General features: G+C 64.1%; 26 protein-coding genes. 12 read left to right on the top strand and 14 right to left on the bottom strand.

The window, feature by feature from the left end:
- Window position 1: 1 nt before the first annotated feature.
- Window positions 2–1,006 (bottom strand): zinc-binding dehydrogenase, encoded by a 1,005-nt coding sequence (locus tag R3E77_15710; GenBank protein ID MEZ5500860.1) that lies wholly within the window; start codon window positions 1,004–1,006, stop codon window positions 2–4.
- 37 nt (window positions 1,007–1,043) lie between these two features.
- Here R3E77_15710 and R3E77_15705 point away from each other — a divergent pair, with 37 nt between their 5' ends.
- Window positions 1,044–1,763 carry an SDR family oxidoreductase gene (locus tag R3E77_15705; GenBank protein ID MEZ5500859.1) on the top strand — a complete coding sequence of 240 codons (720 nt, stop codon included), beginning with the start codon at window positions 1,044–1,046 and terminating at the stop codon, window positions 1,761–1,763.
- On the opposite strand, the gene R3E77_15700 is transcribed toward R3E77_15705, so the two are convergent.
- The 5 genes from R3E77_15700 to R3E77_15680 form a co-directional block, all read right to left on the bottom strand.
- A complete protein-coding gene (locus tag R3E77_15700; GenBank protein ID MEZ5500858.1) occupies window positions 1,752–2,477 on the bottom strand; it encodes a hypothetical protein in 726 nt (241 codons plus the stop codon). The two genes, R3E77_15705 and R3E77_15700, sit on opposite strands and share 12 nt — an antisense overlap.
- A gap of 64 nt (window positions 2,478–2,541) precedes the next feature.
- Window positions 2,542–4,188, bottom strand: a complete 1,647-nt coding sequence (locus tag R3E77_15695; protein ID MEZ5500857.1) for a hypothetical protein — start codon at window positions 4,186–4,188, stop codon at window positions 2,542–2,544.
- 5 nt (window positions 4,189–4,193) lie between these two features.
- Window positions 4,194–4,949, bottom strand: a complete 756-nt coding sequence (locus R3E77_15690; protein ID MEZ5500856.1) for an SDR family oxidoreductase — start codon at window positions 4,947–4,949, stop codon at window positions 4,194–4,196.
- A 98-nt stretch (window positions 4,950–5,047) separates the two neighbouring features.
- A complete protein-coding gene (locus tag R3E77_15685) occupies window positions 5,048–6,154 on the bottom strand; it encodes an NAD-dependent epimerase/dehydratase family protein (protein MEZ5500855.1) in 1,107 nt (368 codons plus the stop codon).
- 10 nt (window positions 6,155–6,164) lie between these two features.
- Window positions 6,165–8,195 carry a S9 family peptidase gene (locus R3E77_15680; protein ID MEZ5500854.1) on the bottom strand — a complete coding sequence of 677 codons (2,031 nt, stop codon included), beginning with the start codon at window positions 8,193–8,195 and terminating at the stop codon, window positions 6,165–6,167.
- An 86-nt stretch (window positions 8,196–8,281) separates the two neighbouring features.
- Here R3E77_15680 and R3E77_15675 point away from each other — a divergent pair, with 86 nt between their 5' ends.
- From R3E77_15675 to R3E77_15665, 3 genes are read left to right on the top strand one after another with little or no spacing between them, the layout of a single operon-like run.
- The gene (locus R3E77_15675) at window positions 8,282–8,629 is read left to right on the top strand and encodes a nucleotide pyrophosphohydrolase (protein MEZ5500853.1); all 348 of its coding nucleotides are present in this window, start codon (window positions 8,282–8,284) and stop codon (window positions 8,627–8,629) included.
- A 26-nt stretch (window positions 8,630–8,655) separates the two neighbouring features.
- Window positions 8,656–9,429 (top strand): TerC family protein, encoded by a 774-nt coding sequence (locus R3E77_15670; GenBank protein ID MEZ5500852.1) that lies wholly within the window; start codon window positions 8,656–8,658, stop codon window positions 9,427–9,429.
- Window positions 9,426–9,917: a DUF3598 family protein gene (locus R3E77_15665; protein ID MEZ5500851.1), complete on the top strand. Its 492-nt coding sequence runs from the start codon at window positions 9,426–9,428 to the stop codon at window positions 9,915–9,917. The genes R3E77_15670 and R3E77_15665 overlap by 4 nt, the downstream gene beginning before the upstream one ends.
- A gap of 9 nt (window positions 9,918–9,926) precedes the next feature.
- On the opposite strand, the gene R3E77_15660 is transcribed toward R3E77_15665, so the two are convergent.
- Together R3E77_15660 and R3E77_15655 are read right to left on the bottom strand one after the other, a co-directional pair.
- Window positions 9,927–10,328 carry a DUF1761 domain-containing protein gene (locus tag R3E77_15660; GenBank protein MEZ5500850.1) on the bottom strand — a complete coding sequence of 134 codons (402 nt, stop codon included), beginning with the start codon at window positions 10,326–10,328 and terminating at the stop codon, window positions 9,927–9,929.
- A gap of 43 nt (window positions 10,329–10,371) precedes the next feature.
- The gene (locus tag R3E77_15655; protein ID MEZ5500849.1) at window positions 10,372–10,800 is read right to left on the bottom strand and encodes a CBS domain-containing protein; all 429 of its coding nucleotides are present in this window, start codon (window positions 10,798–10,800) and stop codon (window positions 10,372–10,374) included.
- Window positions 10,801–10,943: 143 nt separating this feature from the next.
- On the opposite strand from R3E77_15655, the gene R3E77_15650 reads away from it, so the two are divergent.
- From R3E77_15650 to R3E77_15635, 4 genes are all read left to right on the top strand, one after another.
- Window positions 10,944–11,357 carry an MbcA/ParS/Xre antitoxin family protein gene (locus R3E77_15650; protein MEZ5500848.1) on the top strand — a complete coding sequence of 138 codons (414 nt, stop codon included), beginning with the start codon at window positions 10,944–10,946 and terminating at the stop codon, window positions 11,355–11,357.
- Between the two features lie 9 nt (window positions 11,358–11,366).
- Window positions 11,367–12,068: an RES family NAD+ phosphorylase gene (locus R3E77_15645; GenBank protein ID MEZ5500847.1), complete on the top strand. Its 702-nt coding sequence runs from the start codon at window positions 11,367–11,369 to the stop codon at window positions 12,066–12,068.
- 66 nt (window positions 12,069–12,134) lie between these two features.
- Complete coding sequence (locus R3E77_15640; protein ID MEZ5500846.1) at window positions 12,135–13,223, top strand: fatty acid desaturase; 1,089 nt, start codon at window positions 12,135–12,137, stop codon at window positions 13,221–13,223.
- Complete coding sequence (locus R3E77_15635; GenBank protein ID MEZ5500845.1) at window positions 13,220–15,079, top strand: ABC transporter ATP-binding protein; 1,860 nt, start codon at window positions 13,220–13,222, stop codon at window positions 15,077–15,079. Before R3E77_15640 ends, R3E77_15635 begins: the two co-directional genes overlap by 4 nt.
- Here R3E77_15635 and R3E77_15630 read toward each other — a convergent pair.
- Both R3E77_15630 and R3E77_15625 read right to left on the bottom strand, forming a co-directional pair.
- On the bottom strand, window positions 15,070–15,699 hold the full coding sequence (locus R3E77_15630; protein MEZ5500844.1) for an alpha-ketoglutarate-dependent dioxygenase AlkB: 630 nt from the start codon (window positions 15,697–15,699) through the stop codon (window positions 15,070–15,072). The genes R3E77_15635 and R3E77_15630 overlap by 10 nt on opposite strands.
- A complete protein-coding gene (locus tag R3E77_15625) occupies window positions 15,678–16,553 on the bottom strand; it encodes a hypothetical protein (GenBank protein MEZ5500843.1) in 876 nt (291 codons plus the stop codon). The genes R3E77_15630 and R3E77_15625 overlap by 22 nt, the downstream gene beginning before the upstream one ends.
- Window positions 16,554–16,608: 55 nt before the next feature.
- On the opposite strand from R3E77_15625, the gene R3E77_15620 reads away from it, so the two are divergent.
- Both R3E77_15620 and R3E77_15615 read left to right on the top strand, forming a co-directional pair.
- Window positions 16,609–18,687 (top strand): S9 family peptidase, encoded by a 2,079-nt coding sequence (locus R3E77_15620; GenBank protein MEZ5500842.1) that lies wholly within the window; start codon window positions 16,609–16,611, stop codon window positions 18,685–18,687.
- The gene (locus tag R3E77_15615; GenBank protein MEZ5500841.1) at window positions 18,684–19,127 is read left to right on the top strand and encodes a hypothetical protein; all 444 of its coding nucleotides are present in this window, start codon (window positions 18,684–18,686) and stop codon (window positions 19,125–19,127) included. Before R3E77_15620 ends, R3E77_15615 begins: the two co-directional genes overlap by 4 nt.
- Before the next feature lie 15 nt (window positions 19,128–19,142).
- Here the strand turns inward: R3E77_15615 and R3E77_15610 are convergent, their stop codons facing one another.
- Together R3E77_15610 and R3E77_15605 are read right to left on the bottom strand one after the other, a co-directional pair.
- Window positions 19,143–19,958, bottom strand: a complete 816-nt coding sequence (locus tag R3E77_15610; protein MEZ5500840.1) for an aspartate/glutamate racemase family protein — start codon at window positions 19,956–19,958, stop codon at window positions 19,143–19,145.
- Window positions 19,955–20,440 (bottom strand): DUF456 family protein, encoded by a 486-nt coding sequence (locus tag R3E77_15605; protein ID MEZ5500839.1) that lies wholly within the window; start codon window positions 20,438–20,440, stop codon window positions 19,955–19,957. Before R3E77_15605 ends, R3E77_15610 begins: the two co-directional genes overlap by 4 nt.
- Window positions 20,441–20,523: 83 nt before the next feature.
- Between R3E77_15605 and R3E77_15600 the strand changes: the two genes are divergently transcribed.
- On the top strand, window positions 20,524–21,576 hold the full coding sequence (locus R3E77_15600; protein MEZ5500838.1) for a nitrilase-related carbon-nitrogen hydrolase: 1,053 nt from the start codon (window positions 20,524–20,526) through the stop codon (window positions 21,574–21,576).
- Complete coding sequence (locus R3E77_15595; GenBank protein MEZ5500837.1) at window positions 21,573–22,562, top strand: zinc-dependent alcohol dehydrogenase family protein; 990 nt, start codon at window positions 21,573–21,575, stop codon at window positions 22,560–22,562. Before R3E77_15600 ends, R3E77_15595 begins: the two co-directional genes overlap by 4 nt.
- Here the strand turns inward: R3E77_15595 and R3E77_15590 are convergent.
- The gene (locus R3E77_15590) at window positions 22,553–23,524 is read right to left on the bottom strand and encodes a zinc-binding dehydrogenase (GenBank protein MEZ5500836.1); all 972 of its coding nucleotides are present in this window, start codon (window positions 23,522–23,524) and stop codon (window positions 22,553–22,555) included. The two genes, R3E77_15595 and R3E77_15590, sit on opposite strands and share 10 nt — an antisense overlap.
- 10 nt (window positions 23,525–23,534) lie before the next feature.
- Complete coding sequence (locus tag R3E77_15585) at window positions 23,535–24,347, bottom strand: hypothetical protein (GenBank protein ID MEZ5500835.1); 813 nt, start codon at window positions 24,345–24,347, stop codon at window positions 23,535–23,537.
- Window positions 24,348–24,462: the final 115 nt, after the last annotated feature.

Below are 24,462 nucleotides of genomic sequence, written 5' to 3'. Positions count from 1 at the left end.
CTCAGAGCCTGATCACCACCTTGCCGGTGTTGCGGCCCGCGAGCAGGTATTCGACCGCATCGGCGACACTATCGAGGCCCGTAAAGCCGCTCTGGTCGACCCACGCCTTGAGCTTGCCGGCGTAGTACAGCTCGAGTATCCGCGCCACGCCCCAGTCGAAGTGCTCGGGAAATGCCGGATTCTGAAAACCGCGTACCGAAGCGGATTTCCAATAGAGCTTGCGATAGACACGCGGTTGGGGAACGTTCTCAAGCGGTTGGTCGAAATCGCTGGTATGGCCGCTGATCACCAGTCGCCCGCGCATCGCGAGATTGTCGAGCAATGCATCGAAGGTCGGGCCGCCGACCGAATCATAGGCAAGGTTGATGCCCCGCGGGTATTCGCGTTGCAGGACCTGCTGCAGATCCTCCTTGGCAAGATCCACCACCCGGTCGGCGCCGAGGGTCTCGAGCATCGCGACCTTGCGGCTGCTTCCCGTCAGGGCGATGACGTGGTTGCCGGCGAGTTTCGCCAGTTGCACGACGATGTGGCCGAGACCGCCGGCTGCGGCCGAGACAGCAACGGTTTCGCCGCTCGCGAGTTCGCCTATCTTCTCGAGACCGACCAGTGCGGAAACGCCGGTTGGTATCAGGGTGAGAATTTCCGCGCTGGCCTCGCGCACTGGAATAACGCGCGCCGCAGGCGCAAGCTGGTATTCGCGATAGCCGCTGCCGAGGCGGCTCGTTGCGACCGCCATGCCGGGCACGAGCCCGGATACGCCGGGGCCCGTGGCGACGATTTCTCCAATGGCTTCGATGCCCATGTCAAACGGCGGCACCACGTCGACATAGCGAATGGCATTGCGACAGAGGTTCTTGTCGAACACCGCATTGCAGCCGGCAAAGCGGTTGCGGATCAACACCTCATCGCCCTGCGGTTGGCGCAGTCGTTCGCTCGTGATGACCGTGCTGCTACGGAAGTCCCCGGTCAGTTCGCGTATGACGATCTTTCGAAATTCTGCGACCATGTACTATCGTTTGCTATCGACATGGGAGTGACAAGCGGTGGCAACTGTACTCGTTACCGGAGCGGCGCGGGGGCTTGGCCTTGAATTCGTGCGACAGTATGCCGCTGACGGCTGGCAGGTGCACGCCTGTGCACGCGATCCGGCGGCGACTGCGCTCGGTGAACTCTCGCGCGAGCGACCCGGCCTGATTCGCACACATGCCCTCGACCTCACGCAGGCGAACGATATCCGCCGGCTTGCCGGGGAGCTGGCCGACGCCGCCATCGACGTCCTGATCAATTGCGCCGGTACCATGGGCCGAAAGGGATTCGATGGCGGCGGCATGACCGCCGGCGCATTCGGCAAGAGCGACTACGAAGAGTGGCAGGACATATTTCAGCTCAATGTCTTTGCGCCCATGCAGATGGCCGAGGCATTCGTCGGCCAGGTGGCGCGCAGCGAGCAGAAGAAGATCATCACCCTGACCAGCATACTCGGCAGCATCGCGCGCAACAGTCTCGGTGGTCTCTATGCGTATCGCGCGAGCAAGGCCGCAGTCAACGCCATCATGCATTCCATGGCGATCGACCTCGGCAGACGGCATGGCATCATCGCCATCCCATTGCACCCAGGATGGGTGCGCACCGACATGGGTGGCCAACGCGCCGACATCGATGCGCCACAGAGCGTCGCGGGGATGCGCCGCGTCATCGCCGGACTCGATCGGGACCGGTCGGGTCGCTGCTGGATGTATGATGGCAGCGAGCTACCCTGGTAGCGGCGTAACTGGCCGATACCCGGCAACGCCGCCGAGCAGCCAACGCGCGCCGCGCGCGCGTACCAGGCGTTCGAACTGCGGCTCGAAGTGCATACCGCCGACTGCAATGTTGCCGACAGCAGTGCGCGTAACAGGATAGAGAGCCTCCGCGCCATACATCGCCACATAGGCGGCGCGCCGGTTGTGCATCGTACTGACATTCATATTGAATGAGTCTAGCGCGCTGCCACATTGATCGCGCAGGCTCCGGCGCATCCAGTGGCGGCCCGCGATCTCTCCGTTCGCATCGAGTATCGTCGTGATGTGCAGCAATTCACCCGGCCAATCGGCATCGCGCGCCAGCGCGCCGAAAACGACATGGCAGTCGTGGTCCCTCGCGGCTCTACCCAGCACAAGGGACTCTTCACCGGGCACTTCGATCGCAAGCCGTTGCAAATCGTCGCGGCGCCAGTCGTAACGGTGACCGGTCAGCGGCAAGTCGCCGAATATCAGCAGCTCGCAACGCGGTCGCGACGCCTGCCGCGCCGCGATCAGGCGGTACATGCGGCCAAGATTCGCCGCCCGCTCCGATTCGGCGCAGAGTGCATTGACGGTCGGCAGCCGCTGGCGCAGGAGGCCGATGCGGGTGCGTGCCGGCCTGTCTTCGCCAGTTGCGAGCCCCGGGATGACGAACGCCAGCGCCCCTGCGCTGCCTAGAAAGCGACGTCGATCCATTGGCGCTGTGCCTCCCGAATGATCAGCCGAAAGTCGCGCGAATACGATTCACATTGCGTGGCGGTCAGCTGCCAGGCGCGCTGGTGCCTTCGCGCGCAGCGCGCGCGGCATCGCGCAATCGTATGGCCTCGAGGCTACGCGCGAGGCCGCGCTTCGCGTCGGCGAGCCCCGGGTCATGCTCGAGCGAGAGTTGAAACTGTTCGGCGGCGCGTTCCAGGTCGCCACGGCCGAGGCTGACATAACCATTGGCCATCGCCTGCGCCGCGGGGCTGTCGCCCAGTTGGGCGCGAATGTCGGTAATGGCACCACGTGCCCTGCTGTGTCGCGGATCGATCGCGAGTGCATGCGCGTAGCCCTGCAGCGCCCGCGCAAATTCTCCACGCTGCGTTGCGCCATCGGCATCGGCGAGCAGCGGAAGTATGCCCGGCAGACGCCGCGCCCGCTCGAACCCGATGCGCGCGCGCATGTTGTTCGGTTCTATGAGTTGCGCGACGGCGAATGCCGCCTGTGCCGCTGCCACCTTGCCATCGATCAGAAACCGCTCACCGCGCTGCAATCGATCTTGCAGTATTGCGCCAGCGCCGGTATCGATCTCACGCAAGGTGCCGGCTGCCTGCGCAAAGCGCTCCGCCGCGAGGCGACTGTCGGTCGGCAACGCTGCTGCTGCCTGCTCGCCGAGTTCGATGGCGCGCTGGAACTGCTGCGGTGCCCAACGTTGCGCCGATCGCGCGCCAAGTTGCGAGCGCAGTGTCAGATAGTCTCGCCTCGGTGTCTGTACATCCGCAGGCCGCGCGACGGCTGGCGTCGCCGCGGGGACGGTCGGCGCGGCGCGAGCGCTCGCGTTCGCTGCGGGTCGCCGTAACGACAATGCTGCCACGACCAGCATGGCAATCATCACCGTCGCGATGAGCGCGACGCCCAGGACGCGCTGGCGCGCTGGTCGGGCGTACACGGGCTCCAACACGGTAACCTGAGTCGGTAGCACATCGGGCCGCTCCGGTGCGGCGATTGTCGGTCGCGGAGTCGGCACCACAGGCGCTTCGATCACGGGCAATGGTTCAGCGGCGGGCGCCGATACCTGCGGCTGCGGTGTCGCTGGTTTTGCAGCAGCGGGCGACTTCGCCTGCGTTTGTGTGGCCGCGGTCGGCGTTGCAGCTGGCCTTGCGGGCGTACGCAGCTTCGGCGCGCCACGTTGGGCGATGGGGGTATCGAGCGGCAGCAGCGGCGTGCCCGCCGCCGGTACCGCTCGAACCAGCCGCGGCTTGTTGGCGGTAACCTGGAAGGGGATCGTATCTTCCAGACACAGCCGCAGCTCCTCGAGTACGGCTTCAATTGTCTTGAACTCCGAGGGTATAGGCGTTTTACCCAAGCGGGTCAACAGCAGGCGCAGACGCTTCGGCAGTGCACCGTGCTGTTCCTGTTCGAGACGCTTCAAGGCGCTCGCGCCGAACCAGCGCAAATCATCATGGAGTGAAGGCATGTCGGCGTGAATTCTGACCGACCCCTGGATTTGCTCATCGAGCATTGCACTCGTCGGATCGCTCACCGCGTGCTCGATCCAGCGTGCACCCGGCGAGACACCGCGGCGATGGTATCGGCGCAGCCGCTCGCCCGCCTGCAGCAAGTCCGCCACGACGGGAAGGTAACCGACGTCGCTCGCTGTCCTGCTGCTGCGACTCCGCCCGTTGTCCTGATCCGTGAGTTGCGCCATGTGTCTCAGTCCGTCCAGATGGACCAGATATGCTGCCGCTCGGCGTCATAGGCCGTCAGCGTCTTTCGGTAGGTGGCAGGGTCGAACAGCGCGGCAACGGTCAGTCGCGCGAGATCCGCGCGCGTGATGTAGCTGAACGCCTGCGGGTCCTCGATCAATACCGCGCTGCGACCCGCGGGCCCGTTGCCAAGTCCGCCCGGGCGGATGATGGTGTAATCGAGACTGGTCGTGCGCAGATGATCCTCTGCCTTGGTCTTGAGCTCGATGACTTCCTTGAGGAAGTAGCGCGCAAGCGTGGGTTCGCTGCCGGCCGAGTCTCCGGCACCGATCACGGTGATCAGCACCATGCGCTTGATGCCTGCGGCAGCGACGGCGTCGATGATATTGCGATTGCCGAGATAATCAGGCCGATTGGCTTTGTCGCCCCTGGAGGTGCCAACGGTCGAAATGGCAGCGTCGAAATGCTGGCCACTGAGCGCGAGGTCGATGGTGCGTCTCTCCAGCGCATCCGCAACCACCGTGCGCACACCCAGCTTTTCGAGCTCGTCCGTTTCCGAGCTTGCGCGCACAGCAACCGTCACGCGATGACCGTCCGCGCGCAGGCGCTTCGCGATCTCGAGGCCCGTGCCTCGCGTACCACCAAACAATACGATGTTCTTCGACGTTCCTGTCGCTGCGTCCGGCTGCGCACTGGCAGCACGGTCAGCACACAGCACGACCGCGCCCGCGCAAATGAGCGCGAACCACGCTGTTCTTATCATGTGCCGGTGTCCCCTGACGGCGTACGGCTATTGTGCCCGAAGATAATGACAGATTGCCGCGCTATGGAACATAACCGTCCACGCCGCCCATCTGCCGGCTAGCCGGATGCGTCGCGCAAGGCGCGCCAGCGTTCGAGCAAATCGCGCTCGCGGTCGGCACCGAGGCCGGCCTTGAGTGAACTCCGTTCAGTTTCAGGCCGGGTCAGATGCCAGGCAAGCGTATCGTCGACGGTGCGTTCCAGCGTGCCGATTTTGAGTCCCGCGGCATGGGCGCGACCGGTCGGGGTGCTGGCAAATGCGGCCGTGTCACCGCTTGCGGGCAACCACACCGGCATGTCGCTCCAAGGCGCAATCTCGAGCTTGGCAAGATTCGCCGCATCGATCCATGTCGCCCTGGCGCTGGCGCCGCGCGCCGCGGCCGCCCTGGTTGATGCATCGATCAGCTGACCCATGCGAAACTGCTGCGGCGCCGACAGCGCGTTGAAGGTTCCCGACGTACCTGTCTCGAGCAGGTGGATGCAGAACGCCGCCAGGTCGCGTGCATCGATGATTTGAATTGCATCATCGGACGACCCCGGGGCGATGAATTCGCCCCCGCGCAGCGCGCGCGCGGGCCAGTAGGTGAAGCGATCGGTATTGTCCCCGGGACCCACGATCAGCCCCGGTCGCACCACGGTTGCGCGACTTTGGAAGATCGAGCGTACGCGCGCCTCGCACAGCGCCTTCAGCGGCCCGTAGGTCTCGCCGTTGACGGTTTCGACGGTTTCGTCTTCGAGTTTCGCAACCGCGGAGTCTTCATCACGGGGCTGGCTGAAATCGGGATAGACAGAAACCGAGGAGATGAACAAGTACCGCGCAGCGCGCGATTGCAACAGCTGCGCCGAAAGTTCGACATGGCGAGGTATATATCCGGAGTTGTCGATGACGGCGTCCCACTCGCCCGATTCGAGCGCTTCGAGCTCGCCATTGCGATCGCCGGTGAGCCGGGGTATTTGCGGAAGCAGGCCGGGATTGGTTCTGCCGCGATTGAAAAAAGTAATGCGATGCCCGCGCGCAAGTGCGGCTTCGGCCATATGCACGCCGATGAATCGGGTGCCGCCCAGGATCAGGATGGACAGCGGCTTCGCGTTGACCGCGCGGGCTGGCCGAACCAACGACATCGTGCCGAGCGCGAGCGCTCCGGCCATGAAATGCCTGCGTTTCATTTCGTCCTCACTACTCGTCGGGCGGAGCGTACTTGGCCAGCCAGTCGCGCACCGTCTGGTACCAGAAGAGTGAATTCTGCGGCTTCAGTACCCAGTGGTTCTCATCCGGAAAATACACGAGCTTCGATGGCACGCCGCGCTTTTGCAACGTATTGAACAGCTCGATACCGTGATTGACCGGTACTCGCGCATCCTGCTGGCCATGGATGACGAGCGTCGGAGTAGCGAAATTCGCGGCGGCACTGTGCGGCGAGTAGCGCGCGAATTCCTCGGGGCGTTCCCAGGACTCGAAGAAGCGATCCTTTCCGGCGCCGTAATCCGCTGCGATCTGCGTAAAGCTGTTGTACACCGCGGCATGCGCGATCAGTGCCTTGAAGGGATGCTTGCGGCCAAGCAGGGTCGCCGCCAGGAAGCCGCCGTAGGAGCCGCCTCCCGCCACCATGCGCGATGCATCGACATAGGGTTGCGCCGCGAGCCACTCGGCTGCCTTGATCGTATCCTCGTAGGGCAGGGTGATGCGATCGGGATTGATCGAGTCGGCGAAGGCCTGTCCGAATCCGCTCGAACCATGGAAATTGTGCCAGGTGACGATATATCCCCAGCTCGCGAAGACCTGTGCGTTCCAGCGAAACTGCGTGGCGTCGGTGATGGCGTTGTGTGGGCCGCCGTGGAGCAACATGTAGACCGGGTACCGTTTGGCGGCATCGAAGCCGGGCGGGTAGATGACCCACATCTGGATCGGCTCGCCGCGCGCGCCGCTGTATGTGACGCTGTCGACCTTGCCAAAGTCGGTTGCCGCCAGAGCCGCATCGTTGAAGTGCGAAAGCGGCCGCGCTTCGCCACTTTGCAGATTGAGCGATACCAACGTCGGTGGTTCGGTGAAACTCTGGCGCAGCGCGATTGCGGTGCGCCTGGCGCCGAGCGCAAGATTCGAGTAGCTGTCCCGTTGCGTGACGCGATGTGCGGCACCGCTTGCCAGGTCGAAGCGATAGACAGCCTGGTGCGCTGCGTCGTCGATGGTGCCGTACAGGGCCCGTGAGTCGCTCCGCCAGGCAAGGCCGCCCGCGGAGCGATCCCATCCGGGCGAGAGTTCGCGGTTCGCGCCGCTCGCGCGATCGTGAATCATCAGACGCGACCGATCGGCATAGAAACCCTTGATACGCTGCTGCAGGAACGCGAGCTGCTTGCCGTCCGGGCTGTACAACGGTGCATCGTCGTCGGCCGTGTTGTCCGCCGTGATGTCGCGCGCGGGTTTGCAGCCGCAGGCCGGCACCACGAAGATGTCGTAGTTGCTGTCGATGCCGCTCGTGTCGATGTCGGAGGCGAAGGCGATCTCGAGGCCGTCAGGCGAGATGTCATAGGAGTGGCGGGTGGCTTCCTGACGCGAAAGGTGTCGGCCGGTTTCGCGTGTGATGGCGGTGATTTCGCCGGTGGCGACCGCAATCGAGAACAGATGCGGTTCGCGCTCATCGAGGAAGTGGTCCCAGTAGGAAATCGGTGCGCGTTCCCATACCCTGGCCGTCATCTTGCTGTCGGCGAGCGCCTTGCGACGCTTTGCCTGATCCTCCCAGCGCGGCAGGTTCGGCCAGACCGGGGTGATGAATGCCAATCGCTGCCCGTCGGGAAACCAACGCAGTGCGCCGGCACCGCTCGGCAATTGTGTGAGTCGCCGCGCCTCGCCGCCATCCACGGCGATGAGATAAATCTGGCTTTCCTCGTCGTCGCCGCGCTTCGACAGAAAGGCTATCTGCCGGCCGTCCGGACTGAACACCGGCGCGGAGTCATTGGCCGGATCGCTGGTCAATTGGCGCGACTCACCGCTGGCCACGTCGAACAACCACAGGTCGGCGAGGCCCTTGTTCCCGGCAATGTCGTAGCGAGTCACCGCGACCACCGCATGCCGGCCGTCACTCGAGAGGTCGGCATCGCCCAGGCGCAGCAGTTCCCACATGCGCTCGGCCGACATCGGCTCGAGGGCCTGCGCGGCGGGCGACAGCGGCAGCAAAATCAAGGCCAACCATGGCAGTCGCGGGAGTTTCATTGATAATTGCCCCGGGGGTCGCATTGTTGCTGGACGGCATTGTGCCGCTCGCAGCACGGTGCGGCAAACCCCACGGAGCCGCAACGATGGATGAACTGAGTGAGCTCAAGCGCAAGCTGCGCGAATTCGCCGAGGCACGCGATTGGGAGAAATTTCACAATCCGAAGAATCTGGCGATGGCGCTCGCGGCCGAATGTGGCGAACTGCTGGAGATTTTCCAATGGCGGTCGGGTGAGGAAAGTGGCCAGCTCGATGTCGAGATGCGCCACCGGGTGGAGGATGAGCTGGCGGACATACTTATATACCTGGTGCGAATGGCGGATCGCACCGACATCGACCTCCTGGCCGCGGCGCATGCGAAAATGAAGCGCAATGAGTCGCGCTATCCGGCCGAACGCGTGCGTGGCCAGGCGTTGAAATATGACGAGTATTGAGACTTGAGCTGCAGGCAGTCGTCGCAATGACCGAGCTACTCACCGACCCGCAGGCCTGGATCGCCTTTCTGACGCTCACGGCGCTCGAGCTGGTGCTGGGGGTCGACAACATCATCTTCATTGCCATCCTTGCGGACAAACTGCCGCCCGAGCAGCGTGAAAAGGCGCGTCTCACTGGCCTCACAATCGCAATGCTCATGCGCATCGCGCTGCTGTTCGCACTGAGCTGGCTGATAGGACTTACTGCACCACTGTTCGAGATTCTCGGCAATGGCTTCTCCGGCCGCGACCTGATCCTGATCGGCGGCGGCCTATTCCTCCTGATCAAGAGCACTGGCGAGGTACACCAGTTGCTGGAGGGCGAAGAGGGCGTCGCATCGCGTCGGGTCAAGGCGACCATGGCGGGCGTCATCATGCAGATCATCGTCGTCGATGCGGTCTTTTCTCTCGATTCGATCATCACCGCCGTTGGCCTCGTCGATGACATCCGTATCATGATCGCCGCCGTCGTGCTCTCGGTGGCCTTGATGATGCTGTTCGCGAACCCGATCGGTCGCTTCGTTTCGCAGCGGCCCACCGTCAAGATGCTGGCGCTTGCCTTCCTGTTCGTGATCGGCGTGGTGCTGATCGCCGATGGCTTCGATCACCACGTGCCAAAAGGCTATGTCTACTTCGCCATGGCTTTCTCGCTGATCGTGGAATTGCTCAATCTGCGCCTGCGCTCGCGCTCGCGCGAGACCGTGCACCTGCATGCCCCATATGCCCGCGATCAAGCCGGCGCGGTGGGCAAGCGCCAATGATCGCCGCCAGCGAGGCGAGCGTTTTCGAGCGCATGCCGGTGCTCGTACAGCACGCCGGCGAATGGCACGGCCGCTACAGCTTCGTGACGCCCGCGGGCGAGGTGCAGAGCAGTTACCGATTCCAGATCCTGGTGAGCTTCTCACGGGACAACGCCCGGGCCTACCGCCAGGAATCGCAATACCTGCACGACGACGGTCGGCGCGAGTCACGCATTTTCGAAGGCCGGCATCGCGATGGCGTCATCCACTTCGACACGGGGAGGATCGCCGGGCGGATGTGGGAGATCGACGAGACCACGGTCTACCTGCGTTTTGCCTTCGCGGCGGACCCGGAAGTCGAATGTTTCGAGATGATCCAGCTCGCCGCCGGCGGCGCCGACCGCGGCCGAACCTGGCTATGGTATCGGCGCGGCCGCCTGCAGCAATACACATTGATCGACGAGGCGCGTGGCCTCGCCGACTGGTGGCGCGCGGAGCGCTCCCGGTGAAGCTCTGCCCTAGTGCCAGGCTCCCAGGATCAGGCCCATCACACTGAAGAACACCACCATATAGCCTGAGTTGATCAGCCACAGCCGCAGCGTTCTGAACTCGAACAGGTAATTGATGCCGAGCGCCACCGCGACGAAAGTGAGCGCAATCATCAACCCGACATGCAGGCCCGTGCGCCAGCCCGCGAGGCCGATCACCAGCGCCATGCTCCAGGCGGCAATCAGATTGAGTACGAGCACCGTGCCGTAGAGCTTGGCCGGATTGGCGCTACGCGCCTTCTCCTCGGTCACGCCCGTCTCGCGCATCCAGGCTTTGCCGAATAGCGGTCCGTACCAGATCATCCCGAGCGGAAATCCCGCGACCGCGGCAACCGCGACCGCCAGCCAGTTGACTGTCGACATGTTCACCATGCACCCCCCGATTTTGTTTTTCCAGAATTATTCTTGTTGCGTCTTATTGATGGATATAGGCCTGCAGCTGCTCGATCGTTTCGCGCTGCTCGGCGATCAACGCCTTCACCAGGTCACCGATCGACACGACGCCAAGCAGCTCGCGGTCATCGAGCACGGGCAGGTGACGGATGCGATGCTGCGTCATCAGGCGCATGCAACGATCGACGGTCGTCTGTTCATCGACCGCGATGATCGGAGCGCTCATGATTTCCGTGACCTTGGTGTCCCGCGAGGAGCGGCCCTGCAGGATGACCTTGCGGGCGTAGTCGCGTTCGGAAACGATGCCGGCGGCTTGCGTGTCGCGCATTACCACGAGTGCGCCTATGCCGAGCTCCGCCATGCGGCGAATCGCATCGAGTACCGAGGCATCGTGGGCGATCGTGTGGGTCACCCGGCCTTTCTGATCGAGCAGATGCTTGACCAACGCCATTGCAACACTCCCTGGTCGTCAGTACCGGTTCATTATGCGCCGACCGGCGGGGGGGTGGTAGGCACGAGGCGGGATTCTGTCAGATAGTCTCGAATTGGACTGTTTACAGGCAATTAGTCTATTGGTAGACTCTGTACCCGGACATGGCACAGGCAGACCCACAGACCCGACACGACGCCGCGGCACTGGCGCAGCCAGCGAAGGCCGCGGGCGCTGCGCTCGGCGCGTTCTTCCAGATCGCGAAACTCTGGCAACTGACGCCTGCCCAGGCGCAGACGCTCCTCGGCGTGAGTCGCGCGACTTATTTCAACTGGCTGAAGAAGCCTCCGGCCATGCTGCCGCGCGATACCCTGGAGCGTCTCTCCTATCTGCTCGGCATCTACAAAGCGCTGCAGATTCTCATTCCCGACGAAGCTGTCGCGGACGCCTGGTTGCGCCAGCCCAACCAGGCCATGCTCTTTGGTGGGCGCTCCGCGCTCGAGCGCATGCTGTCGGGCAACGTGGCCGACCTCTATGTGGTGCGTGAGTATCTCGACGCCGAGCGCGGCGGTCCTTAGAGCGCAGACATGGATTGGCCGTCCTGGCTGACCGAGAAACGCACCCACTGGCGCAATGCCGTGCGCATCCTGCCAAGCCGTTTCCCGACGATCAACCTGTTCGAGCGGGTTGCACCGCCCGGGGATTTCGCTGCGCTCAACTGGGTGGAATCGCTGACCAACGCGCGTTTGCGACAGCAGGCGGGTGAAATCGACCTGATTCCCCGCGCCGAGCGCGTCTACGGTCCTGGCGCGAGCGTCATCATGGCGCCGTTCACCCACCGCGGCGGCACGGGCTCGAGGTTCGCGAATGCCATGGCAGGGGCACTTTACGCCGCGCGCTCGCTTGCAACGGCAATCGCGGAAACGCGGTTCCACCGCGAGCGCTTCCTGCGACTGACCGGCTCGCCGCGCCTGGAACTCGACATGAGGATCTATGAGCTCGATATCCGCGCAACGCGTTGCATCGATGTTCGCGGCGAAAAAGCCCGCCTGCCGGAGATCTACGAACCCGACGGCTATGAGCGTAGCCAGGCCTTCGCGGCCGAGGCGCGCAAGCGTGGCGCCGAGGCCATCGCCTACGACAGTGTGCGCCACGAGCGCGGACAATGCCTGGCTGCGCTGACCCCGAGGATCTGCTCGCGTGTGCGCGAAGGCGGGCACCTGGCCTATGTCTTTGATGGCGAACGCATTGCCGAGGTCTACCGCAAGGCGCCATTGCGACCTGATTAGCTGTCTGGCAGGCCAAGATGGGCTATCCTTCCCTTGTTGTCGGGTCATCGACTGAGGGTTTTGCCGATGTCTGCGGGTTCGATTCAGCTGCGTCAGGATGCCAAACGGCTGGTGCGGGTTGCGATGCAGGAGTACCTCCGCCGCGATGCCTGGTTGCCGGTCATGAGGTGGCTGCTCGATATCACCTTCCTGCTGGTGGCCATTGCCGGCGCCTGTGTGTTCCAGTCCTGGTGGGCGCGTTGGGGCTGCGTACTGCTCGCGACTATCGCGATTGCGCGCCTGTTCGTCATCGGTCATGACGCCTGCCACGGCAGCTATACGCCCTATCCCTGGCTCAACAAGCTCATTGGCCGCATCGCCTTCCTGCCCTCGCTGACGCCCTTCAGCCTGTGGGACCTTGGGCACAATGTCGCGCATCACGGCTTCACCAACCTGAAGGGTCGCGACCAGGTCTGGGTGCCGATGTCGGCCGAGGAATACATGGCAGCGCCCATCTGGCGTCGCGGACTCGAGCGCATTTACCGCAGCGGCTTTGGCCAGGGACTCTATTACCTGATCGAAATGTGGTGGAACAAACTGATCCTGCCCAACAAGAAACACGTTGGCATACGGCGCGCGGTCTTCTACTGGGACAATGCGCTGGTGCTCGGCGTGGCGGCGCTGTGGGTCGCGGCCCTGGTCGGTTGGGCGCTCTACAAGGATCACTCGGTGACCATGACGTTGCTGCGTGGCTTCCTGCTGCCTTTCCTTGCCTTCAACTGCATCATGGGATTTGTCATCTACGTTCAGCACACGCATCCGGGCGTCGCCTGGTTTGCGCGGCGCGACGAGTGGCAGGCGCGGCTCGGATTCATTACCACGACCATCAACGTGCAGGTGCCGAAGTTCTTCGGACAGATGCTGCACGACATCCTCGAGCACGGGGCGCATCACGTGAACACCGCTGTGCCCCTGTATCGTCTGCGCTCGGCGCAACGCGCACTTGCACAGGCGGTCCCGGGTCTCGCGCGCGCCTACCGGCTCGACTGGAAACGCTACTGGGATACGGTGCGCAGCTGCAAACTCTACGACTACAAGAACCACCGCTGGCTTGATTTTCGCGGCCGCGTGACTGCCGCTCCGCTCTTCCCGGAGCTGGCCGCACCCGCCACTTGAGCTCTCGGCACGGCGCGGCGTCGCCAGCCTCTGGCGGCCGTGTCGGCAGCGGCGCGATCCGCGCCGGCTTTCGCGATGTACTCGTCTATGGCCGCCGCGCCGTGGAACTCGTCTGGGCAACCAGCCATCCGCTGACCCTGGCCCTGGTTGCTCTCACCTTGCTGGTCGGTTTGCTGCCCGCGGGGGTTGCCTGGGTCGGCGCACGGATCGTCGACTCGGTGATCGCCGCCGTTGCAGCTGCCGGTGCGCGACCTGAAACGGAAACGGTCTTCGCATTCGTCGCACTCGAAGCGCTGCTGGTCGCGCTGCTTGCGGCCGGCCAGCGCGGCATTTCCACGGCACAGAGCCTTCTGCGTGCGCAGCTCGGTCAGCGGGTGAATGAATTGATCCTCGAGAAGGCGCTGACGCTCGAGTTGTCCCAGTTCGAGGACGCGGAGTTCTACGACAAGCTCACACGCGCGCGGCGTGAAGCGTCGAGCCGACCGTTGTCGCTGGTGATGCGCACCTTTGGCCTGGCGCAAAATAGCGTTGCCCTTGTCTCATTCGCCGTGCTGATCGCCGACTTCTCGCCCTGGGCCGTGATCCTGCTCTTTCTTGCCGGTCTGCCGTCATTCGTTGCGGAGGCGAAGTTTTCGGGCGATGCATTCCGCCTGTTTCGCTGGCGCTCGCCCGAGACGCGCATGCAGCTTTACCTCGAGACGGTGCTTGCCCGCGAGGATCATGCCAAGGAAGTGCAGCTGTACAACCTCGGGCCGCGTCTGCTCGATCGCTACCGGGACATCTTCCGCCGTGTCTACCAGGCGGATCGCGATCTGACGCTGCGCCGCGATGGCTGGGGATTCGCCGTGGGCCTGCTCGGCACGGCTGCGCTCTATGGTGCGTATGCATTCACGGCCTGGAGCGCGATCGAACGGCGCATCACGCTCGGTGGCATGACCATGTACGTCGCGCTGTTCCGGCAGGGGCAGAGCGCGGTATCGGCGATTTTGTCGGCCGTGAGCGGCATGTACGAAGACAACCTGTACATCGCAACGCTCTACGAGTTCCTCGAGACGCCGGTACGCGCACGCAAGGCCACGATGGCGAGCGGGCCCGAGCCCGCCGACGGCGTGCGCTTCGAGAAAGTGAGCTTCACCTATCCCGGCAGCGACAGTCCGGCGCTGATCGACATCGATCTGCACATCCGGCCTGGACATTCGCTGGCGCTCGTTGGCGAGAACGGTTCTGGCAAGACGACGCTGATCAAACTGCTGACGCGGCTTTACAGCCCGAGCAGCGGCCGGATACTGCTCGATGGCCTCGACCTCGAGCGCTGGGACGAGCAGGCGCTGCGACGCAGGATAGGCGTGATCTTTCAGGACTTCGCGCGCTACCAGTTGCTGGTCGGCGAGAATATCGGCGCCGGGGACGTCGAAGCGTTCGAGGATGAACTGCGCTGGCGTCGCGCCTCGGACCAGGCGATGGCACGCGCCTTCATCGAATCGATGCCGGAGGACTATCGCACTCAACTCGGCAAGTGGTTCAAGGATGGTCGCGAGCTCTCCGGCGGCCAGTGGCAGAAAATTGCGCTGGCGCGTGCATTCATGCGCGTGAAGGCCGATGTGCTCGTGCTCGATGAGCCGACCGCGGCGATGGATGCCGCTGCCGAGGCCAATGTCTTCGAGCATTTTCGCGAGGTCGCGCGCGACCGCATCGTGATCCTGATCTCGCATCGCTTTTCCACCGTGCGCATGGCCGATGAAATCGTCGTGATCCAGGACGGGCGCATTGTCGAGCGCGGCAGTCACGATGCGCTGATGGCCGCAGACGGACATTATCGCAGCCTGTTCACGCTGCAGGCGCGTGGCTACCGCTGAGCATCGCCCCGGCCGCGCAGGGTCACCTGCCGGAACGTCAGGTTGATGCGCGCCGCGCAGGGATTCGGCGCGCGTGGCAGCGCATGTTGCCACGCCTGCTGAAAATCACCGCGCATGACGAGCAGGCTCCCCGAAAGCAAGGACAGGCGCAGGAGCTTCGGCGACCCGCGGCGCGAACGCAGCGCGAAATCGCGCGCTGCACCGAGTGACAGGGACGCGATCAGCGGCTGCTCACCGAGCTCGGCCTCGTCGTCGCTGTGCCAGCCCATGCAATCGTCCCCATCGCGGTAGAGATTGGCAAGCACGCAATTGAACGGCGCGCGGCAGTGCCGGACGAGCCCGTCGCGCAGGCGCGCGAGGGGAGCCGGCCACGGCAGTGCCGACAGACGCTGCCGCGAGTAGCTGTAGCTCACGCCCTCATCGCCGTAGAACGCGATCATCCTCGGTTGCAGGTAACGATGTCCGAAGAGCACGATGCTGCGGCGCTGCCACGCGAGACCGTTGCGTAGTACTGTCATGTAGCGCGCGGCGCCGGCGGCCGACAGATAATCGGGGCAATAGTCGAGATCGCTGATGATTCGCGCCGCCGTCGCCGGCCTCAGGCGCTGCGCTCGAGCCATGCCGTGAGTGCACTCGCCAGATGCCGCGCGCTGCCCGGCGCGTGATTGAAAAACAGCGACGGTTCGGTGAGCTCGAGTTCGAGCAGACGGGGTGCGCCGGCCTCATCGCGTATCAGATCGACGCGGGCGTAGAGCGGCGCGCCGCCCGCGATGGCTGCGACGGCCGCTTGGCCCACCGCAAGTTCGTCCGCTGCGGGCTCGCGCGGTGAAATCTGCTCGGTCGCAAACAGGCCCGTGACATCGCCGCCGTCGCGTTGCAGCAATGCGCCCTTGCGCACGGCGTGGCTGAAACTGCCGGCGAAATAAACCAGGGCGGTCTCGCCGTCGCTGTCGACGCTCGCGAGGTAGGGCTGCAACATCGCACAGTGCCCGCTGGCGCGCAGCGCCAGGGCGTGGCTCGCTGCTGCAGCATGCTGCTGCGATGTGAATCGCCGCGCACCGCGCGATCCGGCGCCAATCGCCGGCTTGATGACGAAATCACCATCGGTCGGCAAACTCCACGGACCCTGGTCGGCAAACTGCGAGGCAATGACCGGCACGCCCGCTGCGGCCAGTTGCAGGAGATAGTGCTTGTCGGTGTTCCACTCGATGAGCTGCGGCGGATTGATCAACTGGGTGTGCGCCGCGGTGGTTCGAGCCCAGTCGAGGAACGCCGGCAGGTCGTCGGTGTAGTCCCAGGTCGAGCGCAGGATGGCAGCGCGGTAGCGTGACCACTCGACCGTGGCATCGCGCCAGCTCGGGCTCGCCACTTCATAACCGGCGTCCGTGAGCGCCGCGGCGAGAGGCGGCAGGTCTTCGTCGAGGGCTCGCGCCGCTTCGACGGTTACGAGCGCTATGCTGTTCGATTGCCGCAAGCGGCCTGCTCCTATCGGTTAAAGTAGACGGATCCGATCTGGTGGAGTCGCTTCCATGCTGATACCCACGCCGCGTCGCACCATGCCGATACAACTGGGGTTCCTTTGCGCCCTCATCGCCGCCCCACTGCTGGCAGCGCAAGCGCCGGCACATTTGCCATTGCAGTCCCGGGACGTGTTCGATCTCGAAACAGCCAGTGATGCGCAGATATCGCCGGATGGGCGGTACATAGTATACGTGCGCAACAACAACGACATCATGACCGACAGCGTCCGCCAGTCGCTGTGGCTGATCGATGTGCAAAGCGGCGAGCAGCAGGCTCTGCAGGCGGACGGTCACGATAACTTCTCGCCGCGCTGGTCACCCGACGGCCGGCGCATTGCCTTCGTTTCCACGGCTGACGGCAAGCCGCAGCTGTACATGCGCTGGCTCGACAGCGGGCGCACCTCCATGCTGACGAATCTCACCGCAGGGCCGGGCGACCTGACCTTCTCTCCCGATGGTCGCTGGCTTGCGTTCTCGCAATTCGTGCCGAAGTCGGTCGAACCGCTGGCCAAGGCCCCGGAGAAACCGGAGGGAGCAACCTGGGCGCCGGAGGTAACGCTCGTCGATTCGGTCGTCTATCGCGTGGATGGACAGGGCTATCTGAAGCACGGCTATCGGCATCTGTTTCTCGTCGCGGCCGATGGCGGCGCCGCAAGGCAGTTGACCACGGGCAATTTCAATCATGGCGGCAGAATGAGCTTCACGCCCGATGGCAAGCGCCTGATCTTCTCCGCCAATCGCAATGACGACTGGGAGTACGACAACGTCGAGAGCGAGATCTACGCCATTGATATCGCGAGCGGCGAAATCGCGGCCCTGACCCATCGCAAGGGGCCGGACGCCACGCCGGCGGTCTCTCCAGACGGCCGGTCGATTGCCTATGTCGGATTCGATGATCGTGAGCAGGGTTATCAAGTCACGCATCTGTATGTCATGGCCAGCGCCGGCGGCGAGCCGCGCACGCTTGCCGCGACGCTCGACCGCGATGTCAACGATCCTCGTTGGGCGAGCGATGGGCGCGGCATCTACTACTCGTATGATGACCACGGCGTGCGCCGCATTGCCTATGTCGGTTTGAACGGTCGGCAGCGCGAAATCGTTGGCGGCCTCGGCGGCGAGGACATCGGCAGGCCGTACTCGGGCGGCGAGTTCTCGGTGGCCGACAACGGGCGCATAGCCTATACGGCCACCTCGATTACGCGACCGCCCGATGTCGCGATGGTCGAACCATCGGGCAGGCAACGCCGGCTGACGCACCTGAATTCCCAACTCGATTATCGCGCGCTCTCCGATGGCGAGCGCATCGAATGGCAATCCTCACACGACGGCCGCACCATCGAAGGCTGGCTCATGAAGCCCGCCGCCTTCGACCCGCAACGGAAGTATCCGCTGCTGCTGGAGATTCACGGCGGCCCCTTCGCCTCCTACGGCCCGGCATTCAGCATCGAGATGCAGCGCTATGCCGCGCAGGGCTATTTCGTTCTCTATTGCAATCCCCGGGGCAGCACCAGCTACGGCGAGGAATTCGGCAATCTAATACACCATGCCTATCCGGGCTTTGACTACGACGATCTCATGTCCGGCGTCGACGCCGTCATGGCCCGCGGCAATATCGATGCCGACAATCTGTTCGTCACCGGTGGCTCGGGAGGTGGTGTTCTGACGGCCTGGATCGTCGGCAAGACTTCGCGATTTCGCGCCGCCGTGGTCGCGAAGCCGGTCATCAACTGGACCAGCTTCGTCCTCACCGCGGATTTCAACAACTTCTTCTATCGCTACTGGTTCGCGGCGCCGCCCTGGGAGGATCAGGCGGCCTACTGGCAGCGCTCGCCACTCTCGCTCGTCGGCAATGTCACCACGCCGACCATGCTGTTGACCGGCGAGGCCGACTACCGCACGCCCATGTCCGAGACCGAGCAGTTCTACCAGGCGCTGAAGTTGCGCAAGGTGCCCACTGCCATGCTGAGGGTGCCCGAGGCATCGCATGGCCTGACCGCAAGACCCAGCAACCAGATTGCCAAGGTCGACAACATCATCGCCTGGTTCGAGAAGTTCCGCCACGGCAAGGCCGAGGCGCCGGGCACATGAGCGAGCTCATCGGACGACTGTCCGTGCGTCGACTCCTGCAGGGGATGGTCGCGGCCGAGTGGCTGCTGATCTCGCTCGGCAGCTGGTTCGGTGTACAGGAAGAAGCGGGCCTGCCGCCCGAGATGCGCAATTTCATCCGCGAACAATTAACGAGGGACGACTGGCAGCCTGTCTATTTTCTGGCCGGCGGACTCTTCGTTGCCAAATTCGTGGCAAGCGTCGGACTGATGCTGCTGCAGCGCTGGGCGCGCTGGCTCTATGCGCTGGTATTCGTCGTCACCGCGCTGTCGATGTTGTGGTTGCGTGCGAGTCTCACGGGCCCGATCGAGGCAGTGTTCGAGTACCTCGCGACAGCCGTGAGCGGCGCCGTGCTCGCAATGATCTTCATCGGACCCGCGCGCGAGTGGTTCGCGGCCGAGCCACGCGGCGATACGAAATAGCTGGACGAGCCGCCGTCAATCGGACGGCAGGATGCAGACCGGGCAGTCGGCTGCGTTGCCGGTCGGCGTGCCCGCGGCCAACCAGGCATCGATCAGGGCCCCGACGCTGGCGTCGGAACTTCCGGCCGGTGGTTCGCGCACCGTGCCATGCAGCGCGGCATCGCGCGCCTTCAGGTAACCGGTGGCGACCGGATCGATAAGCGGCGCGTCGATTCTGCCGGCAACTTCCGCGGCGATGGAAGTCATGCAGGTGCAGCCAAGCACGATGCACTCGCTGCCGGCACTGGCGAGCGATTCGTCGCACGCGGCGACAATCGCGTCGATAACCGCTTTGTCTGCATGCTGCATCCGCTGCATGACGCCATCGGCGCTTCGCAGCCTCGCCAGCTCGCGCTCGTCGAAGACATGGCGCACTTCCGTGCACTGGTGCGCGCCGGGGACGCGGGCCAGGCGCTCATCGTACAGATGCTGCAACGAGGCCGGCCACACGGTGACGATGCCGAATCGGCGCCCGCCCTGCGCCGCCAGCGCGATGGCGGCTTCGCCGGCACCGATCGCGGGAATGGCCAGGCGCGCTCGCATGGCTTCGAGACCGTAGTCGGCAAATGAGTTCACCAGGATCGCTCCATGACCCCTGGCACTTGCGATCTCGGCGGCATCCACGTAGGCGAGGTCGACCAGCAAGCGTTCATAGGGCGTGAACGCGAAGACGGCGAGACGCGGATTGACGATGACGGGATGGACGTCTTCGTCGTCCAGACGCTGTATGGTGACTGGCAGTACCGCGCTCGCGGTGCCGCTGCCAAGCACTGCGACGCTGCGAGTGGTCATGGGATGAAGTACGCCGACACGAAGATCACCAGCATCGATGCCACCAGCGCGACCTTGGCGAGCGTGCCCAGCAACAATCCGAGCCAGGTGCCGATACCGATGCGCGCCGCCTGGCCCACCCGGCCGCGGCTGATGAGTTCGCCGGCGACTGCGCCGAGGAAGGGGGAGAAGATCATGCCGACAAAACCGAAGAACATGCCGATCAAGGCGCCGATCGCAGCGCCAAGAAGTGCCAACCGGCTTGCGCCGACGCGACGGGCGCCGAACACGCTGCCGAGGATGTCGGCCGCGAAAGTCAGCGCGGTGAGCACGCCGAGTACGACGACAGTGACCCAGCTGATGCGCTGGAAGTCATCCAGCCAGGCGCCGAGGAGCATGCCGCCGAAGACCGCGGCAGCGCCGGGCAAAGCCGGCAACACGGTGCCAATCAGCCCGATGGCGATCAATCCCAGTGCGACGATCCAAAGCCAGCCTGCGTGCATCGGCGTTCCTTCTGGCAACAATGGTCAGCGATCCAAGGCATCTTTGCGATTGTCGATCATAACGCCTTACACTGCGCAGGCTTATGAACAACAAGCTTCTGGATCGATATTTTGCCGTCGCGCTGCAGACCGATTGCGATTGCGTGCATCAGGATACCAGTCGCGCCAGTGCCGAAGAACGCATGCTGCGCACGATCCGGCGCATCGACGTGCAGGTGCTCGGCGCGAAGCGCTGGCTTGGCGAGGATCTGCGGCTGCTGGTGCTGCCGGAATATGTCCTCACCGGTCCGCCCTGGGGAGAGAGCATCGCCGAGTGGCGCGATAAGGCGGCGCTCGATCCGGACGGCCGCGAGTATGGGGAGCTTGGCGCGATTGCAGCGCGGCATGGCGTGTACCTCGCGGGCAATGCCTATGAGACCGACCGCCATTTTCCCGGTCTTTATTTCCAGGCCTGCTTTGTCTTCGATCCATCCGGCAAGCGCGTACTCGGCTACCGGCGCCTCATTTCCGTATTCGCGCCGACACCGCACGACGTGTGGGACCGCTATCTCGATGTCTATGGCCTCGAAGGCGTCTTCCCGGTGGCCGACACGCCGCTTGGCAAGCTTGCGACCATCGCATCCGAGGAAATCCTCTATCCCGAGGTTGCGCGATGCTTTGGCCTGCGGGGCGCGGAAGTGCTGCTTCACCCTTCGAGCGAAGTCGGATCACCACAGCTTACCCAGAAGCAGGTTGCGCGTCGCGCCCGGGCGCAGGAGAACATGGCCTACTTGTTGTCCGCGAACACCGCAGTGCTGCGCGGCATCGATGTTCCCTGGGATTCATCCAACGGCTATTCCGATGTCATCGACTATCTCGGCAAACAGCTCGCCGTTGCCGGCCAGGGCGAGTCGATGGTGGCCAGCGCAATGCTCGACATGGCGGGTCTTCGGGCCTGGCGCAGCCGTCCGGGCATGGGTAATTTCCTTGCGCGCCAGGCGCTCGACATGTTCGTCGCGAGCTTTGCCGCGGCGGGCATTCGCGAACCCAACGGCCTGCTGCAAAATGGCAAGATCGTCGTGCCCGAGCGCAGTTTCTTCCAGCAACGAATGAACGCAGCGCTCGCGCGCCTGGCCGAACGCGGCATAACGCGGTGAAGGTCGCGCAGCACAGCCGCTACGGTGATCCGGCCGAGGTGCTCGAGATTATCGATGTCGCGCCGCTCGTGCCGGCCGCGGACGAGGTCATCGTCCGCATGGAAGCGGCGGCGCTGCATATCGCGGACCTGCGCACGATCCAGGGCGTGCCGCCGTTTCAATTGCCATTGCCGCGCACGCCGGGTTTCGAGGGCATCGGGCGGGTCAGCGCAACGGGCTCGGCCGTGACGAATTGCGCAGTCGGGGATCGGGTCTTTCCCGCGTTGCGCTCGGGTACGTTTCGCGAAGAACTGGCCTGCAAGGCCGCGGATTGCCTGCCGGCGCCCGAGGGCGATGCAGTTCAGCTGTCACTCCTTACGGTGAATGCACCGACGGCCGAGGCGCTTTTGCACGAATACGTGCCGATGCAACGCGGTGACTGGTTGATCCAGAACGCTGCCAATTCCAATTGCGGACGTTTCCTCATTCGCCTTGCGCGGCTCGCCGGCGTTCACACGGTCAACGTGGTACGCCGCCCGGAGCTGCTGGCCGAGCTCAAGGCACTCGGCGCGGACGTGGTGCTCGAGGACGGCGACGAGCTCGCCGCGCGGGTCGCCGGCGCGGTGGCCGGAGCGCCCATCAAACTCGGCATCGATGCGGTGGCCGGTGCCGCAACCCAGCGCATCGCCGAGTGCCTGGATTACGGCGGCACGGTCGTGAGTTATGGCTCGATGACCAATCGACCCTGTGAGCTCGATTTCTATCTCATGTTCAGCAATGACATACGCCTGCGCGGCGCGGCGTTCGCGCGCGACCTGCGCGCCTCGCGCAGCGATGAGCAGATTCGCGCCATGTATGCGCGCCTCGCGGACCTGCTGGCCCGCGGCGAACTGAGCGCCAAGATCGCCGGGGTTTATCCACTGCGCGACATTGTCGCCGCCTGCCGCCACGCCGCACGCACAGGCGCCGAACGAGACGGCAAGATCATCATCAGTCTTCAGTCCTGATTGACCATGACGATCTTGCCGTAGTGGTTGCGATCGGCAACCATGGCATGAGCCTGCGGGAGTTCCCGCATCGGCAGGACCTTGTCCACCACGGCACGGAAGGTTCCGTTCGCGAACAGTGGCAGAGCCACGGCGCGAAACTGCGGCATGCTCTCGGGCATGAAGCGGGCGCTGGTCGAGATGCTCATGCTGGACAATCTCAGATTGCGGGTGCCGATATTCAGGTTGAAGCAGACCTTGCGGCCACCGGTGCTGCCATACATGACGATATGACCTTCATCCGCCATCGCCGCGAAGAGGCTGTCCGCCGTTTCCTCGCCAATGGTCATGAGTCCGATATCGATGCCATGATCGCCGGTGTCGGCGCGCGCGCGTGCTGCGACATCCTCCGTCTTGTAATTGTAGGTCGCGTGGGCACCTGCGCCCTTCGCCCGCGCCAGCTTGGCATCTCGGCTCGCCGTGCCCGCGACCCAGCAGCCGCGCCACAAGGCGATCTGCAGGGCGGCGCTGCCGACGCTGCTCGCAATGGCTTCGATCAACACGTGTTGTCCGGCCCCGGCGTTGGCCACGGTGATCAGCGCATGCCAGGCGGTCAGCCAGCCGACCGGTATGGCCGCCGCGGCCTCGAATGACAACTGCGCCGGCATGTGAAAGAGGTGCGCCGCGTCGATGAGGACCTGTTCGGCGTGCGAGCCGCGTGCCCGCCCGAATACGCGATCGCCGGGCTTGAAGCCGGTGACACCATCGCCGAGAGCCGCAACCACGCCGGAGGACTCCATGCCCATGACGAAGGGCAGTGCCTGACCGCCATAGCTGCCTTCGCGCATGCGCGTTTCGGCAAAATTGATTCCGGACGCCTTCACGTCGAGCAGCACCTGTCCGGGTCCCGGCCGCAATGCCGGCAGACGGGTCCAGTGCATGACTTCGACACCGCCGAATTCGCTGACCAGGAAACCGCGCATTGAATGACGCCTATTTGCCAGCGGGCAACGCGGGCAGGCGTTCTTCCTTGTAGCCGTCAGGTACCGTGAACCGGCTCGTGGCAATGGTCTCGCGACGTATCGTTTCGGTGCGAATTTCGCTCTGCAGCTTGCCCAGGGCGTCGTAGCGCTGGTTGATGACCGGCAGGCCGTCGATGTTCTCGAGCTGCTCGAAGCCATTGTCCGGCGGCATGAAACCGCTGCGCTCCATGGCCTTGCGCATTCCGGCGAAATAGGCTGCCAATGTCTTCATGGTCTGCATGAGCTCGACGCCGCCATCGAGCTTCGCCGGTGATGCGACGCACAGGGCCGAATCGAGGCGCTCGCCGCGCCATATGTTCCAGAAACGGCAGTCCGCACCGGCGGCGCTACCCCTGTGATCGCTCGCCTCGATGCGTAGCTTCGGCTGGTCGACCGTTGCACCCATTTTGCCGCGCATCATCTGCTCGACCATCTGTCGTTGCTCCGGGGGAAGCTTGGCGAGCTGCGCCTCCATCTGCTTGCGCATCTCGCCGAGGCGATCGCCCATGGCCTCGAGCTGTTTCCTGTCGAGATGCATATAGGTCTTCTTGACATGGTCGATGATGTAGATCTGCTGATCGCGCAGGATCTGCGCATGCCTGCGCGCGCCGTCAGTCTGCTCGACCAGCAGGCTGGGACCGTCGGCCCAGAAGCGGACGGTCTGCCGGGCGGCACTCTGTCCGGCGTCGCGCTCGATCATTTCCATGTAAACGCCGGCGTGCAGGACGGCCGGCAGGCACAGGCAGGTCAGCATGGCTCCTGCAATGGTCGTTGGCTGTTTCATGGTCACTCCTCGGGATGGTGCAGGGCGATTGGCCCCCGGCGTTTGAGGCGGTAGATTATGCGTGCCGGAGCGGCACATTGCAGCCCACGTGGGAATATTGAGATAGGTTCCAGCA

It is taken from the genome of Steroidobacteraceae bacterium (genome assembly GCA_041395505.1).
In the GTDB taxonomy this organism is placed as follows: Bacteria; Pseudomonadota; Gammaproteobacteria; order Steroidobacterales; family Steroidobacteraceae; genus JAWLAG01.
This window is presented reverse-complemented; position numbering and strand designations above follow the sequence as displayed.